This is a genomic window from Streptococcus cristatus ATCC 51100, assembly GCF_000222765.1.
GTDB classification, from domain to species: Bacteria; Bacillota; Bacilli; order Lactobacillales; family Streptococcaceae; genus Streptococcus; species Streptococcus cristatus.
The window spans coordinates 46,813-61,953 of record NZ_AFUE01000010.1 but is presented as its reverse complement, the minus strand read 5'-3'; the positions used below and the strand labels follow the sequence as shown (position 1 = coordinate 61,953).

17 protein-coding genes, 1 tRNA gene and 1 pseudogene are annotated in these 15,141 nt (G+C 43.3%); 3 read left to right on the top strand and 16 right to left on the bottom strand.

The window, feature by feature from the left end; genetic code table 11:
* Positions 1 to 86 precede the first annotated feature (86 nt).
* Both HMPREF9960_RS09150 and pcrA read right to left on the bottom strand, forming a co-directional pair.
* Positions 87 to 485, bottom strand: coding sequence for an NUDIX hydrolase (locus HMPREF9960_RS09150; protein WP_005590618.1), 399 nt, complete (start codon positions 483 to 485; stop codon positions 87 to 89).
* Complete coding sequence (pcrA, locus tag HMPREF9960_RS09145) at positions 482 to 2,770, bottom strand: DNA helicase PcrA (RefSeq protein ID WP_005590619.1); 2,289 nt, start codon at positions 2,768 to 2,770, stop codon at positions 482 to 484. The genes HMPREF9960_RS09150 and pcrA overlap by 4 nt, the downstream gene beginning before the upstream one ends.
* Before the next feature lie 147 nt (positions 2,771 to 2,917).
* On the opposite strand from pcrA, the gene HMPREF9960_RS09140 reads away from it, so the two are divergent.
* Positions 2,918 to 4,108, top strand: coding sequence for a cation diffusion facilitator family transporter (locus HMPREF9960_RS09140; protein WP_005590621.1), 1,191 nt, complete (start codon positions 2,918 to 2,920; stop codon positions 4,106 to 4,108).
* 7 nt (positions 4,109 to 4,115) lie between these two features.
* Here the strand turns inward: HMPREF9960_RS09140 and HMPREF9960_RS09135 are convergent.
* The 10 genes and pseudogenes from HMPREF9960_RS09135 to HMPREF9960_RS09090 all read right to left on the bottom strand — a co-directional run bounded on the left by HMPREF9960_RS09135 (position 4,116) and on the right by HMPREF9960_RS09090 (position 10,399).
* Positions 4,116 to 4,963: pseudogene (locus HMPREF9960_RS09135) on the bottom strand (amino acid ABC transporter substrate-binding protein).
* Between the two features lie 11 nt (positions 4,964 to 4,974).
* Positions 4,975 to 5,604 carry an amino acid ABC transporter ATP-binding protein gene (locus HMPREF9960_RS09130; RefSeq protein WP_005590625.1) on the bottom strand — a complete coding sequence of 210 codons (630 nt, stop codon included), beginning with the start codon at positions 5,602 to 5,604 and terminating at the stop codon, positions 4,975 to 4,977.
* 8 nt (positions 5,605 to 5,612) lie between these two features.
* Positions 5,613 to 6,254, bottom strand: coding sequence for an amino acid ABC transporter permease (locus HMPREF9960_RS09125; RefSeq protein WP_005590626.1), 642 nt, complete (start codon positions 6,252 to 6,254; stop codon positions 5,613 to 5,615).
* 507 nt (positions 6,255 to 6,761) lie between these two features.
* A tRNA-Arg gene (locus HMPREF9960_RS09120) sits at positions 6,762 to 6,833 on the bottom strand.
* 40 nt (positions 6,834 to 6,873) lie between these two features.
* The gene (rplS, locus tag HMPREF9960_RS09115) at positions 6,874 to 7,221 is read right to left on the bottom strand and encodes a 50S ribosomal protein L19 (RefSeq protein ID WP_005590628.1); all 348 of its coding nucleotides are present in this window, start codon (positions 7,219 to 7,221) and stop codon (positions 6,874 to 6,876) included.
* Positions 7,222 to 7,338: 117 nt separating this feature from the next.
* Positions 7,339 to 7,665 (bottom strand): fluoride efflux transporter CrcB, encoded by a 327-nt coding sequence (gene crcB / locus HMPREF9960_RS09110; RefSeq protein ID WP_005590629.1) that lies wholly within the window; start codon positions 7,663 to 7,665, stop codon positions 7,339 to 7,341.
* On the bottom strand, positions 7,662 to 8,036 hold the full coding sequence (gene crcB / locus HMPREF9960_RS09105) for a fluoride efflux transporter CrcB (protein WP_005590630.1): 375 nt from the start codon (positions 8,034 to 8,036) through the stop codon (positions 7,662 to 7,664). Before crcB (HMPREF9960_RS09105) ends, crcB (HMPREF9960_RS09110) begins: the two co-directional genes overlap by 4 nt.
* Complete coding sequence (locus HMPREF9960_RS09100) at positions 8,033 to 8,299, bottom strand: chorismate mutase (protein WP_005592492.1); 267 nt, start codon at positions 8,297 to 8,299, stop codon at positions 8,033 to 8,035. Before HMPREF9960_RS09100 ends, crcB (HMPREF9960_RS09105) begins: the two co-directional genes overlap by 4 nt.
* 153 nt (positions 8,300 to 8,452) lie before the next feature.
* Positions 8,453 to 9,835: a Fe-S cluster assembly protein SufB gene (gene sufB / locus HMPREF9960_RS09095; protein WP_005590632.1), complete on the bottom strand. Its 1,383-nt coding sequence runs from the start codon at positions 9,833 to 9,835 to the stop codon at positions 8,453 to 8,455.
* Between the two features lie 123 nt (positions 9,836 to 9,958).
* A complete protein-coding gene (locus HMPREF9960_RS09090) occupies positions 9,959 to 10,399 on the bottom strand; it encodes a flavodoxin (protein WP_037586414.1) in 441 nt (146 codons plus the stop codon).
* A 105-nt stretch (positions 10,400 to 10,504) separates the two neighbouring features.
* On the opposite strand from HMPREF9960_RS09090, the gene HMPREF9960_RS09085 reads away from it, so the two are divergent.
* Entirely contained in the window at positions 10,505 to 11,440 is a 936-nt protein-coding gene (locus HMPREF9960_RS09085) for a DHH family phosphoesterase (RefSeq protein ID WP_005590634.1), read from the top strand.
* Positions 11,441 to 11,544: 104 nt separating this feature from the next.
* A complete protein-coding gene (locus HMPREF9960_RS09080) occupies positions 11,545 to 11,787 on the top strand; it encodes a type B 50S ribosomal protein L31 (RefSeq protein WP_005590635.1) in 243 nt (80 codons plus the stop codon).
* Between the two features lie 156 nt (positions 11,788 to 11,943).
* On the opposite strand, the gene HMPREF9960_RS10625 is transcribed toward HMPREF9960_RS09080, so the two are convergent.
* The 4 genes from HMPREF9960_RS10625 to glmM form a co-directional block, all read right to left on the bottom strand.
* Positions 11,944 to 12,099 carry a hypothetical protein gene (locus tag HMPREF9960_RS10625; RefSeq protein ID WP_005590636.1) on the bottom strand — a complete coding sequence of 52 codons (156 nt, stop codon included), beginning with the start codon at positions 12,097 to 12,099 and terminating at the stop codon, positions 11,944 to 11,946.
* A gap of 11 nt (positions 12,100 to 12,110) precedes the next feature.
* Complete coding sequence (gene obgE / locus HMPREF9960_RS09070) at positions 12,111 to 13,421, bottom strand: GTPase ObgE (RefSeq protein ID WP_005590637.1); 1,311 nt, start codon at positions 13,419 to 13,421, stop codon at positions 12,111 to 12,113.
* Between the two features lie 52 nt (positions 13,422 to 13,473).
* The gene (locus HMPREF9960_RS10185) at positions 13,474 to 13,602 is read right to left on the bottom strand and encodes a DUF4044 domain-containing protein (RefSeq protein ID WP_005590638.1); all 129 of its coding nucleotides are present in this window, start codon (positions 13,600 to 13,602) and stop codon (positions 13,474 to 13,476) included.
* A 184-nt stretch (positions 13,603 to 13,786) separates the two neighbouring features.
* The gene (gene glmM / locus HMPREF9960_RS09060; protein WP_005590639.1) at positions 13,787 to 15,139 is read right to left on the bottom strand and encodes a phosphoglucosamine mutase; all 1,353 of its coding nucleotides are present in this window, start codon (positions 15,137 to 15,139) and stop codon (positions 13,787 to 13,789) included.
* Positions 15,140 to 15,141: the final 2 nt, after the last annotated feature.

Here is a 15,141-nt window from a genome sequence, read left to right as displayed (position 1 = left end):
CTATAGTTATGTGATAAGTCTACCATTAAATGCCCCGCTTGACTAATAGAATTTCCTTATCAAAAGAAATAAAGAGAAGCTATATCTTATAGCTTCTCAGACATAATCTCAAAAGTCGCTTGATTGCTGGGCCAATAAAGCTGCGACGAAACTTTGTCTAAAGCTACCCACTGAGCCCCTACATGCTCATCAGAAATCTGGATTGCCTTCTGTTCAGTCAGAACTAGAAAGAGATTTTTGTGGATGGTCAGATTTTCATCAATCTTTACCATAAAATCTCCAAGACTAGTCAGATTTGAACGATGTAAGAGCAAGCTAGTCTCTTCTTTTATTTCACGAAGACAGGCTTCTTCTGGACTCTCACCACTCTCAATCCCACCAGTAATGGGCTGCCAAAAGGAAACTTTCTCAGCTTCCACTTTTAAGAGCAAGATTTCTCGTTCCTCTGGATGATAAATCCAGGCTTCAATCGACTGCCTCATCATGATTTTTTCTCAATCGGTGCTATGCTGGCCAGCACTTTCTTCAGGCCGACTTCTGGGAAACTAATCTTGAGCTCTTGACTGTTGCCGCTGCCAGATACTGCCAAAACTGTTCCATCGCCCCATTTCTTATGGTGGGCAATATCCCCGATAGCCCAAGCAACTTCTGGCTTAGATGGCTGGCTCTGACTGCTCTTTCCAAAAGGCAGGCTGTTTGTAGAAATCGAACTAGGTGCCGCTTGACGCTTCCTCTCCTGCAGGGCTTGAGCCAGACTCATGCCCTGACCGAATTTGCTAGTATCGCTATTGGTATAGCTAACCTTAAAGGAGCTGTTTGCCGGTCGAGCCAGTCCCTGATAGTTTAGCAAGTCTGAACTGATTTCTCTCAAGAAACGGGTCGGCTGATTGTAGTTGGTACGGCCGTAGAGCAAGCGGGAGTTAGCATTGGTCAGATAGAGAATCTTCTCTGCTCGGGTGATGCCGACATAGGCCAGACGGCGCTCCTCTTCCAGCTCATCCTCATCTTCAGATGCCCGGCTCAGAGGGAAGACATTTTCCTCCATACCAACCAGAAAGACGACTGGAAATTCCAATCCCTTTGCCGCGTGGAGCGTCATCAAAGTCACTTCAGAACTCTCCATATCTCCATCATCTGTGTCCGCAATCAAGGCTAGGTCATTGAGAAAACGGCTAAGCTTGTCCAGACCTGTCTCATCAGCAGGATTGTCTGGATTTTCGTCAAAGTTCTTGGTTACAGACAGGAATTCTTCGATATTTTCAATCCGAGCTTGGCTCTCCAAGGTTGCCTGAGCTGCCAAAGCTGCAGCGTAACCTGTTTTTTTCAGAACAAGCTCGACTAGTTCAGTCACGCTATAGTCATCCAAACGATCCCGCAAATCGAGTATCAGATTGGCAAACTCATAAACTGCCTGAGCTGCCTTGCCCTTGACTGGTGATAGCATGATATTAGCTGACGCCTCCAGCAAAGAGATTTCTTGACTAGCCGCAAAATCCCGAATTTTCTCCACCGTTCCCGGCCCGACACCACGTTTGGGCTCATTGACCACGCGCTCGTAGCTGATATTGTCACTAGGATTGGCGATGAGATTAAGGTAAGAAATAACATCGCGGATTTCTTTACGGCTATAGAACTTGGTGCCCCCAACCATGGTATAGGGGATATTAGCCTTAAGCAGGGCTTCTTCCACCGTCCGTGACTGGGCATTAGTCCGGTAAAGGACCGCAAAATCCTTATGACTGTAACCTTCTCGGCTCAGTTGATCAATAGTTCGAGCGACAAAGAGAGCCTCGTCCTGCTCGTCATTAGCCCGATAGTAGACAATTTCCTCACCGTCTTCATTTTGAGTCCAGAGATTTTTAGGACGGCGATTGCGGTTGTTTCGGATGACTTCATTAGCCGCCTGAAGGATGGTCTTAGTCGAGCGATAGTTTTCTTCAAGCAAAACAACTTTGGCTTCTGGATAATCCTTTTCAAAGTCTAGGATATTCTGCATATCGGCTCCCCGCCAGCCATAGATAGACTGGTCAGCGTCTCCGACCACACAGATATTCTTAAAGCGAGAAGCCAAGAGCTTGACCAGCTGGTACTGGGCATGGTTGGTATCTTGATACTCGTCCACATGGATGTACTGGTAACGTTGCTGGTAGTAGGTCAGGACATCTGGATTCTGGTCAAAAAGCCGCAGGGTCAGCATGATCAAATCGTCAAAATCCATGGCTTCAGACTGGCGCAATTCCTTTTGATAGGCCGTGTAGCACTTGGCCACAATCTCTGTGTATATATCACCAGCTAGATTCGCATAGGCCACCTCGTCAATCAGGTCGTTCTTAGCATTGGAAATAGTACCTAGAATGGCGCGCTCGTTCCACTTTTTAGGATCCAGATTGAGGTTTTTGAGAATCCGTTTCATCAGAGTCCGCTGCTCGCCTGGATCAACGATAGTAAAGTTGCGGTTGTAGCCAATATGATCTGCTTCTCGCCGCAGGATGCGCACACACATGGAGTGGAAGGTAGCGATTAAGCAGTCTTGGGTGGCTGGATTGAGCGCTGCTGCTCGTTCTTTCATCTCCCGCGCTGCCTTATTGGTAAAGGTAATGGCTAGGATATTCCAAGGATTGACCATCTTCTCATCAATCAAATAGGCGATGCGGTGGGTCAGGACTCGAGTTTTTCCTGAACCAGCCCCCGCCATAATCAACAAGGGGCCTTCCGTCGTCTGGACCGCTTCGGCCTGACGGTCATTCATACCGTTTAATAAGGGATTCATCTTCTATCCTTTCAATACAAAATCAAACTGAAAATCAATGCTTCCATTATATCAAAATTCGAGCGAATTTGTTATCGAAAAGGCAACTGTCCTCAATTGAAATTCAAGTGTGAAAAAGCTATAATAGTAGTCTAGAAAGGAGCAGCCATGAACAATCATCCAAGTGACAATCTCAAACTTGCCGAACGAGGCGCCCTCCTAGCAATTGCCACCTACATTGGCTTATCCGTTACAAAGATCATTGCAGGTACGGCACTGACATCCTCCAGTTTGACGGCGGATGGTTTCAACAACGTATCCGATATCGTTGCCAATATAGCAGTCTTAATCGGTTTGCGCATGGCAAGAAAACCAGCGGATAAGGACCACCGCTTCGGCCATTGGAAGATTGAAGATCTGGCCAGCCTAATTACTTCTTTCATCATGTTTTTTGTCGGTTTCAATGTCCTCATTGATACGGCTCAAAAAATCATTAACAAGGAAGAAACCTTGATTGATCCTGTGGGAGCCATCGTCGGGATTGTATCGGCCATCATCATGTTTGGCGTTTATCTTTACAATAAAAACCTAGCCAAAAGGGTAAAATCCAAAGCTCTGGATGCGGCTGCCAAGGACAATCTCTCGGACGCCATCACTTCTCTGGGCACATCGGTTGCTATTATTGCCAGCTCCCTGAAGTTTCCCATCGTTGATAGGCTAGCAGCCATCATTATTACTTTTTTCATTCTGAAAACAGCCTATGATATTTTCATGGAGTCCTCCTTCAGCCTATCAGACGGCTTTGATCAGGACCTTTTAGACGACTATAAGCGTGCCATTCTGGAAATTCCTAAAATCACACGCGTCAAATCCCAGCGTGGTCGGACCTATGGCAGCAATATTTATCTAGATATTATACTGGAAATGAATCCTGACCTCTCCGTCTTTGAAAGCCACGAAATTGCTGATCAGGTAGAGGATATGCTCAAGGAAGACTTCGGTGTCTTCGACATTGATATTCATATTGAGCCAGCTCCGATTCCTGAAGATGAGATTCTGGATAATGTTTATCAAAAGCTCCTGATGCGTGAGCAATTAGTCGACCAAGGCAGTCAATTGGATGCACTTATTTCCTCTGATTTTGTCTACATTTCCCAAGATGGTCGCCAGCTAAACAAAGAGGAATTTCAACTAGAGAGAGCCCAAACTTCTCCTATCAAAAATTTAGAAATTACATCCGTTAGCCAAAAGACTAAGCTGATTCGCTATCAAATCGGGGATGTCATCCATACCAGCCTCTGGCGCCGCCACGAAGTCTGGCAAAATATCTTCCACCAAGAAACACGAAAAAACAACTAGTTTTCTGCTAGTTGTTTTTATATGCTTTCACTTGGTCTGTCGCAATATCCTCTCCAAACCACTTCTCAGCGATTTTCTGGAATTTTCCCTCTTGGTATAATTTCCCGAAAGCGGCATTTACTTTTTCAACTAAAGTACGGTCCGCCTTTCTAGCCCCGACCGCAAAGTCCTCGCTCTCAAATCCAACTGAAAAAACTGAATATTGATCTAAAATTCCTTCTTCTGTCAGATAATAATTGGCATAGACGCGGTCAATCAAGAGACCATCAATCCGGTCGTTTTGCAAGTCAATCAGCGCCTCGTTAAAGCTCTGATACTGAGTCGCTGTATGATTTTTAACAATGGTTTTCAAAATTTCAGGATTGCTTTCAAACGCTACGTAGCCAGAAGATCCTGCTTGAGCACCCAATACTTTTCCTACCATATCACTGGCCTGTGAGATATGAGAGGATTTTTTGCTGACCAAAACCTGCTCATTTTTCATATAAGGAATGGTAAATTCTACCTTTTCTCTTCTCTCATCCGTCGCGGAGTAGCCATTCCAGATAAGGTCAATCGTGCCGTTGGTCAACTCTGTTTCTTTCATATCCCAATCAATCGGCTGCCATTTCACCTTAATTCCATATTCCTCAAAAACAGCATTGGCCAAATCAATGTCAAAGCCTGCATAAGTGCCATCTTTTTGCTCAAATCCCATAGGGACAAAGGTATTATCAAAGCCGATTGTAATCTGTTTTTTTCCTCATACTTGCTCCAGTTATCCAAGCTGGGATCACTGACATTGGAACTACAAGCACTAAGCAGGAAGGTCAGGATCAGGGTCAGACAGGTCAAAAGAATATTCTTTAGTTTCATTCGGACCTCCCTTATTTTGGTATGACTTTGAGAATAGAATCCGCAATATTTTCCGCAAACTGCAAATCATGTGTGACCACAATCTGTGTCATCCCCATTTCCCGATTTTGGAGGATGAGTTTTTCTACTTCCAAGCGTAATGCAGGATCCAAGGCAGAAGTCGGCTCATCATATCCGATAATCTCTGGGTTGATCATCATAGTACGAGCCAAAGCAACCCGCTGTTTTTGCCCTCCTGACAGCGAATAAGGATAGGCCTTGGCATGCTCGGACAAGCCTAAGCGGGTCAATAAGGCCTGCGCCTTCTCTTCAGCTTCTTCTTTGGAAACATTCATTGTATGTATTGGTGATAAGGTCAAGTTTTCCAAGACAGACAAATGAGGAAAGAGCTGAAAATCTTGAAAGACAAAGCCTAGAAGATTGCGCTTTTCAAGTTCAGCGACATCCAAAATCTCTCCATTGTAAATCACTTGTCCCGAATCAATTGTCTCCAAGCCTGCCAGCATACGTAGAAGAGTCGTCTTCCCTCCGCCAGAAGGTCCAACAATGGCCAATACTTGCTTTTCAGGCACAATTAAATTAAAATCCTTTAGAATCTGCTTATCACCAAATTTTTTACTAATATTTCGTAATTCTAACATAATAGCACCTACTTATAATAACTAAATTTCTTTTCGACCTGTTTTGCAACCAGCGTAGCCAGACCGATTAAGAGTAAATAAATCAAGCCTGCAACAAACATCGGGGCCAGACTTGCATCTCGGTTGGCTGCCGTACGACTAGCCAAAATCAAGTCTGAAATGCCTAAAGCATACACCAAAGAGGTATCTTTCACCAAAGTCATAACTTCGTTAAAGACACTTGGTAGCACAATTTTTACGACTTGTGGCAAAATAATCAGGCGAATCGTCTGAACAGGAGTAAATTTCAAAACCTTCGCAGCTTCATACTGTCCAGTCGGAATGGAAGAAATACCGCCTCGGAAAATCTCCGCAAAATAAGCGGCGTAGTTTAGTGTAAAGGCAATAATCGCTGCAGGAATCCGATCCAGCCGAATGCCGAGACTTGGCAACACATAGTAAATGAAGATTAACTGCAATAGTAGCGGCGTCCCACGCATGATCCAAATGTAAATATGAAGCAGCCATTGCAGGGGCTTCAAGCGAATTTGCATTGAAAATGCCAGCATAATTCCCAAAGGAATCGAAAAAACCAAGACCAAAGCAAACACTTGCAAGGTGGTTGCTGCTCCACTTAGAAGACTAGGTAAAATTTCCAAAATATAGCTCATTCTCTTCCTCCTAAATAAATATTATACCATTATAGCAGAATTTTAAAAAAATACAACCAGAAATTACAAAAAATTTATAGTAAGAAAATCGAAATCGAATAAAATTAAAATCCGACCCTTTTTTCAAGAATCGGATTTATTGGACTATGTAAGGCTCTTTGGAGCGATTTTGGAACCATTCGAAACAACACAGCTCTAAAACTGGGTCTTGATGAAATAGTTATGAGAAATAGTTTTGGAACCATTCGAAACAACACAGCTCTAAAACAAGAAGTTTGCAGAAGCTGCATTGGCCTACGTTTTGGAACCATTCGAAACAACACAGCAAGTTAAAATAAGGCTTTTGTCCGTACACAACTTGAAAAAGTGCGCACCGATTCGGTGCTTTTTATTTACTATAATAACTATATTTTACTCTTATTTCTATAAAAAGGCAACGAAATTCAAAGCGTTTTCAACAAATTCACTAAAAAAACTACGTTCATTTGAACGTAGTTTTAATATTTATGTCCCCTGCCGGAATCGAACCAGCAACTACTCCTTAGGAGGGAGTTGTTATATCCATTGAACTAAGGGGACTAGAGAAAAACTCTGCCAAGTGACAGAGTCATTTCTGATATTAACGACGGATTTCTTTGATACGCGCTGCCTTACCTTGCAATGCACGAAGGTAGTACAATTTAGCACGACGAACTTTACCGTAACGAACGACTTCAATCTTGTCAACACGTGGAGTGTGGATTGGGAAAGTACGTTCAACACCTACACCGTTAGAGATTTTACGAACTGTGTAGTTTTCTGAGATACCAGCACCTTTACGAGCGATAACGACACCTTCAAAGATCTGGATACGTTCGCGAGTTCCTTCGACAACTTTCGCGTGAACGCGGACAGTGTCACCAGGACGGAATGCAGGGATATCTGAGCGAAGTTGACCTTCAGTCAAGCTTTGAATTAATGGATTCATTTTTTCTCCTATCTTGCTAATCTTGTAGTTCTAGACGACAGCGGATTAGCCTTTTTTTAGTGCATCCATTTATGCACAAAATATATTATATCAAAATTCTAGCAAAAGTAAAGATTTTTAGATAAAAATTCCTAAAAGAATGGCTAAAAATCCTATAAAGTAGGTCAGCATTAAATAGAGACTAAACTTCTTCCTATCTGAGAACAGCTCTGCTAATTCAGCATTAAACGTGGAAAGAGTTGTTAAACCGCCACAGAAGCCTGTTGCCAGAATGCTATACAGCTGTTTATCTTGGATATGATTATAAAAATATCCAATCAAAAAGGTTCCCAGTACATTAGCCATCAAGGTGCCTATTGGCAAAGTAGCTCTGCTATTAACCTTAGAAAAAAAGTAACGGACGAGAGCTCCTAGACCGCAAGCAATGAGCAAAACCCAAATCATGCGGTCACCTTCCTTCCAGCCCATAAGGCAATGCAAAGGCTGCCGCCGATACTCAAGGCAAGATATAGGAGCAATTCTGGATAACGACCCAAATCCAGCAATTTGAGCGAATCTAATAGAAGACTAGAAAAAGTCGTCAAGCCGCCACAAAATCCCGTCGACAAAGCCAATAACAAACGCTTAGAAACTTGCTTGCGACTGAGATAGCCTTTAACTAAATAGATGAGCAAGAAAGTTCCTAGATAGTTGACTAAAAGTGTCGCTAGCGGAAAATATCCCGTAAATGTGAAAAAGGATGAGCATTGATAACGAAGTAAACCGCCTAGCATAGCTCCCAAGAAGATTGCTAAAGAATTTTTTACTTCACTCATCTTATTTGCTTCTCCTGAAAAGCACGTGAATGCTTTAGGATGTCCGCAAAGGTCGCAAGAATCGTTTCTTGATAGTCCTTATTTTCAATCTTGCTCGCAACTCTAGCAAAGATCCTTTCTTCTCGCTTAGGATCTGCGACGGCCTTCCCATTCGATTGTTTAAAAGCCACAACTTGGCCAACCAGATTCATACGCTGCTCTAGTAAGGCAACGAGTGCGTCATCTACTTGGTCAATTTCCTGTCTGATTTCTTCTAACGTCATCTCATTCCTCCTCATATTCTATCTATCATATCAAAAAATAGTAAAATGTTCTAGTTTTATCCTAAATAAAAAAGGGCCACTGGACCTTAAATTAAAAGAAAACTCGCAAAGGCGAGTTTTTATCCGCAGATTAAAAAGGTCCCCTGGACATTTTTAACCAACTGAGCCTTCCATACTCATGTTGATGAGTTGGTTGAGTTCAACGGCATATTCCATTGGTAGTTCTTTGGTAATGGGTTCCATAAATCCGTTGATAATCATAGCTGTGGCTTCTTCTTCGCTGATTCCTCGACTCATCAGGTAGTAGAGCTGGTCCTCAGATACTTTGGAAACCTTGGCTTCATGCTCTAGCGCGACATTTGAATTATGGATTTCATTAAAAGGAATAGTGTCAGAACTGGACTCACCATCCATCAGAATGGTATCGCACTCAATATGAGATTTGGAACCAGCACTATTCTTACCAAAGCGAACCTGACCACGATAGTCGGTCTTACCACCATCCTTGGCAACTGATTTAGAAATCAAGGTACTGGAAGTCTTGGGCGCATTATGAAAGACCTTGCAACCCGCATCCAAGTGCTGGCCATAGTTGGCAAAGGACATAGAGAGGACAGAGGTTCTGGCATTTCGGCCGTTGAGAATACTGCAGGGGTATTTCATATTGACTTTGCTGCCTAAGTTCCCATCAATCCACTCTAAGGTGCCGCCTTCTTCAACAATCCCCCGCTCCGTTACGAGGTTATACACATTGTCCGACCAGTTTTGAATGGTCGTATAGCGGAAAAAGGCATCCTTTTTGACAATGATCTCAACATTTGCAGCATGAAGACTATTAGTCGTATAAGTCGGTGCTGTACAGCCCTCGATGTACTGGATAGAGCCGCCCTCCTCGATAATCATCAAGGAGCGCTCAAACTGACCGACATTTTCTCCGTTAATACGGAAATAGGTCTGAACAGGGACTTGGCACTGGACGTTCTTGGGCACATAGATAAAAGTTCCGCCGGACCAAACCGCACTATTAAGCGCAGAAAATTTATGCTCAGCATTTGAAATCACAGTACCAAAATACTGCTTGACCAAGTCCGGATATTCCTGGACAGCCGTATCCGTATCGGTGAAGATAATCCCCAGCTTGGCAAACTCTTCCTTCATATTATAATAAACCACTTCCGATTCATACTGTGCAACAGCTCCAGATAGAAACTGCTTCTCAGCTTCTGGAATTCCCAGGCGATCAAAGGTTTTCTTAATCTCCTCTGGGACTTCATCCCAACTGCGAGCCCGATCTCCGCTTAGTTTCTGATAGTAGATAATATCATCAAAGCGGATACCAGATAAATCTGGTCCAAAGTCGGGCATGGGTAACTTATGAAAAAGTTCCAAAGAGCGCAGACGATAGTCCAACATCCACTGGGGCTCATTTTTTATTTCTGAGATTTCTCGAACAACTTCTTCAGTCAGACCCTTACCAGTTGAAAAGAGTGGCTTGATATCATCATGGAAGCCAAAGGCATAGTCGCGTTCTTTCATAGGAACTCCTCCTTTATCTAAGGGATAACGCTTACCTATATTATACTCCTAATCATGAGAATTGTCAGAAAATAATACTTTAACAAAAGAAAAACGGCCACAGCCGTTTTCCATTTTGTCATTTTAAACTTTACTTACCAACTCTTCCGCAAATGCTTCCAAGCGCTCAATGTCATCTTCTTCTGCAGAAAGATCTACTTTGACACATTCTGAACCTTTCACTGCTCCTGTAGCCGCAAAAACAGCATCAAAGTCATCAACAGCCTTGCAGAATTCATCATAAAAAGTATCGCCTGAACCGACTACCCCATAGACCTTGCCAGACAAGTCCAATCCAGATAAGTCTTCGTAGAAGTCCATCATTTCATCAGGTAGCTCACCGTCACCGTAGGTATAGGTCGCTACAATCGTAATATCCGCTTCCAAGAAATCTTCTGCATCGACAGTGGTACACTCGTCCACTTCAACTTCTACATCTAGTTCTCTTAGCTTATCCGCCACAATATCGGCAATTTCCTCGGTGTTTCCAGTCATACTGGCAAATACAATTTTCGCTAAGGTCATAGTTCCCTCCAAATTATAATCTTCATTCATTATAACACATCTTTTTTATTTTAAAAATAAAAATTCTTGTGCTACAATAACTAGAGAAAGTTTAAGAGGTTTACAATGAGTATCTATAGTAAAATTCTGAAAAAAATTAAGGAATACGATAAAATTATCATCCACCGCCACATGCGCCCCGACCCAGATGCAATTGGCAGTCAAGTCGGCTTACAAAAACTTCTCCAGCTCAACTTTCCTGAAAAATCCATCAAAGTAACAGGTTACGACGAGCCTAGTCTTACTTGGCTAGCAAAGATGGATGAGGTGACAGATGCGGACTATGAGCAGGCCTTGGTAATCGTGTGCGATACAGCCAACACTCCCCGCATTGATGATCAGCGCTATAGCATGGGCGACTTTTTGATTAAAATCGACCATCATCCCAACGATGATGCCTACGGAGATTTGCTGCTGGTTGATACAGATGCTAGTAGTACAAGCGAAATTATCGCTCTTTTTGCCTTCGAGAATCACTTAGAAGCAAATGACTATATCGCTAAACTTCTCTATGCTGGCATTGTTGGGGATACCGGGCGCTTCCTCTATCCAGCGACTACTGCACGCACATTTGAGGTAGCTGGCAAACTTCGCCAATACGCTTTTAATTTTTCAGAGCTTTCTCGAAAAATGGACTCCATCACGCATCAAGTGGCCAAACTGCAAGGTTATGTTTACGATAATCTAGAAATTGATGAGAATGGTGCTGCGCGCGTTATCCTATCTCAGCAATTATTGAAAGAAAATCATCTGACAGATGCTGATACTTCAGCTATTGTAGCTGCCCCCGGACGGATCGAAGATGTCCAGATGTGGGCCATCTTTGTCGAACAACCTGACGGCCATTATCGCGTGCGGATGCGCAGTAAATTTACTCCAATCAATGAAATTGCCAAGCAACACAATGGCGGCGGCCATCCACTTGCCAGCGGTGCTAATGCTTATTCCAAAGATGAGGTTGACTTAATTTATCAAAAATTAAAAGAAAGAGCAAAAAAGTAAGAAAATCACCCAAAAGACTTGTCAAATTAGTTAGAATTTGATAAACTATCAAAGTAACGAATCTATGGCTCGCAAAGAGACCATGGCAGAAAGGAATTTTTAAAATGAGAAAAGACATTCACCCAGAATACCGCCCTGTTGTATTCATGGACACTACTACTGGCTACAAGTTCCTTAGCGGTTCAACTAAGCGTTCTAACGAAACTGTTGAATTCGAAGGCGAAACTTACCCATTGATCCGTGTCGAAATTTCATCAGACTCACACCCATTCTACACTGGACGTCAAAAGTTCACTCAAGCAGATGGACGTGTGGATCGTTTCAACAAAAAATACGGTCTCAAATAAGAACCGTATTGACATTAAAAAGAATGTTGATACAAAGCCATTTCCGAGAAATCGGATTTGGTTTTTTTGTTTTTCCAATAGAAAATCCTTTGAAATCTGGAATGAGGCAGCATGACTACTGTCACTCATTCCTTCATCTCAAAGGATTGGTTTCAACTATTGATTTTCTTTCAATTTTTCTCGCTCAAGGCGAAGTTTGCGATTTGGATTTAGCCGGTTGAAGAGTTCTTCCAGCTTTTCTGCATTCCAAACATCTGCTGCTGAGACAAAGTTGCCATTTTCGTCTCGGAAAGATATTGGTTTATCACCCATTATATATCTCCTTAGTCAACAAATTCAAACTCAAACTTACCGATGCGCACCAAATCTCCGTCCTTGGCACCACGCGCACGAAGTGCTTCGTCAACGCCCATACCGCGCAACTGACGAGAGAATTTCATAATGGACTCATCACGGTCAAAGTTGGTCATTGTAAAGAGTTTTTCTAGTTTATCACCTGAAAGCACCCATGTAGCATCATCATCACGGGAGATTTCGAAGGCTGGCGCTTCTTCATCAAAGCCATAATAAGCCTCGTCTTCCATATCAGATTCTTCATAAAGCAGAAACTCAGGCGTCTTATCCAGCAGCTCAGCCGTTGCATCCAAGAGCGTGGCAAGCCCCTGCTTGGTCAGACTAGAAATAGGGAAAATCTGTGGCAACTCTTCAAATTCATCATAGTTGGCAGCCAATTTTTGCTTGAATTCTTTCAAGTTTTCTGCGCTATCAGGCATATCCATCTTATTGGCTACAATGATCTGTGGCCGTTCCATCAAGCGCAAATTATAGGACTCCAGCTCTTTATTGATCGCAAGGTAATCCTCATAAGGATCGCGCCCCTCACTGGCAGACATATCAATAACATGCAAAATGACCCGTGTCCGCTCGATATGACGAAGAAACTGGGTGCCTAGGCCTACTCCCTGACTGGCTCCTTCGATCAATCCTGGCAGATCGGCTACAGCAAAAGATTCTCCAGACTGAGTCCGAACCATACCCAGATTAGGCACAATCGTGGTAAAGTGATAGGCCCCGATTTTTGGCTTAGCTGATGTAATCACACTCAGAAGGGTTGACTTGCCAACCGAAGGAAAACCGACCAGACCAACATCAGCCAGCACTTTTAGCTCCAGCAGTAATTCTCTTTCCTGACCCGGCTCCCCATTTTCAGAAATTTCCGGAGCAGAATTTTTAGGTGTAGCAAAGCGGATATTGCCACGGCCGCCACGGCCGCCATGCGCTACGACGAAACGTTGACCGTGCTCAATCAAATCTGTAATCACCTTGCCAGTCTCAGCATCACGCACGGTAGTCCCCTGCGGTACACGGATAATCAAATCCTCCGCTCCTCGGCCGTGCATTCCCTTGGTCATTCCTTTTTCGCCCGATTGAGCCTTGAAATGACGATTGTAACGGAAGTCCATCAAGGTACGGAGACCTTCATCCACGACAAAAATCACATCGCCACCACGGCCGCCATCGCCGCCCCAAGGTCCGCCATTAGGTACATATTTTTCTCGGCGAAAAGCCACCATGCCGTCGCCGCCCTTGCCAGCCTTGACCTGAATCTTGGCTGTATCTAAAAACATACTCATATAAATTCTCGCTTCTTTTTTACTCTAAAAAAACGCCTTGCAGCGTTTAGGATTAGAAGATTGCGCTGATAGCTTGTGCAAAAATTGCACCAACCGTTACAAGTAACATGATTACGATAACCAGCATTGTCAATTTTTCAAATCCAGTTTTTTTACGTTGTCCGTTATCTCCAAAAGCCACTTTATTACCTCAATTCCAAGATTACTCTCTCTATTTTAACACGATTAGCACACTTTTTCAAATATTTACGAAAGGAAAAGGAAAAAGAGAGTTTTCACCCTGTCAGCAAAAAACTTCTAAAAAAGATTGAAGAACTTGCCTCAAATAGGGACTTTCTCCAATCTTTTGAATTTTATCTTGCTTTTTAGTCGATGCCAATCTCAGCACGGACAACATCCGCAATTGTATCCACATAATAGTCCACTTCTTCATGAGTTGGCGCTTCAGCCATAACACGCAGAAGCGGCTCTGTTCCACTTGGGCGGACAAGGATGCGGCCGTTTCCTGCCATTTCAGTTTCCATTTTTTCAATAATGTCTCTGATAGCTGGTACTTCCATAGACTTATCTTTCATGGCATTTTCGACGCGGATATTAACCAATTTTTGTGGGTAAATAGTTACTTCTGCTGCAAGTTCAGACAAGCTCTTGCCAGTTTCTTTCATCACTTTGGTTAATTGCACCGCTGACAATTGACCATCACCAGTAGTATTATAATCCATGATAACGACATGTCCAGACTGCTCGCCACCTAGATTATAGCCGTTCTTGCGCATTTCTTCTACCACATAGCGGTCACCAACAGCAGTCACTACTTTATTGATGCCTTCCCGCTCTAAGGCTTTGTGGAAGCCAAGGTTGGACATAACGGTCGTTACAATGGTGTTTTGAGCTAATTGGCCTTTTTCAGAAAGATACTTGCCGATAATGTACATAATCTTGTCACCATCTACAATATCACCTTTTTCATCAACGGCAATCAAACGGTCACTATCGCCATCAAAAGCGAGACCAATCGCTGCTCCTGACTCACGGACTGTTTCTTGTAAGCCTTCTGGATGAGTAGAGCCTACATTTAAGTTAATGTTGAGACCATCTGGATTTTCTCCGATAACAGTCAGTTGGGCACCCAAATCAGCAAAAATTTGACGGGCACTGGTTGAAGCAGCACCATTTGCCGTATCAAGGGCAACGTGCATTCCTTCAAGATCTAAACCAGTTGAAACGATGTATTGTTGGTACTTACGCAAGCCTTCAGGATAGTCCATGACTTTTCCTAAACCTTCTGCACTTGGACGTGGAAGGGTATCTTCTGCTGCGTCCAGCAAAGCTTCGATTTCGAGTTCGCGTACATCATCCAGTTTATAACCATCGCCACCAAAGAATTTGATGCCATTATCGAGAGCAGGATTGTGGCTAGCTGAAATCATGACACCCGCACTGGCTTTTTCGGATTTGACCAAGTAAGCAACACCTGGAGTCGCGATCACACCTAGTTTGTAGACGTGAATCCCGACAGAAAGCAGACCTGCAATCAAGGCACTCTCCAACATTTCTCCCGAAATGCGCGTATCACGGCCAACAAATACCCGAGGAACTTCACTTTCGTGTTGGCTCAGAACATATCCACCAAAACGACCCAGTTTAAAGGCCAATTCCGGCGTTAATTCCACATTAGCTTCTCCACGAACACCATCGGTTCCAAAATATTTACCCATTT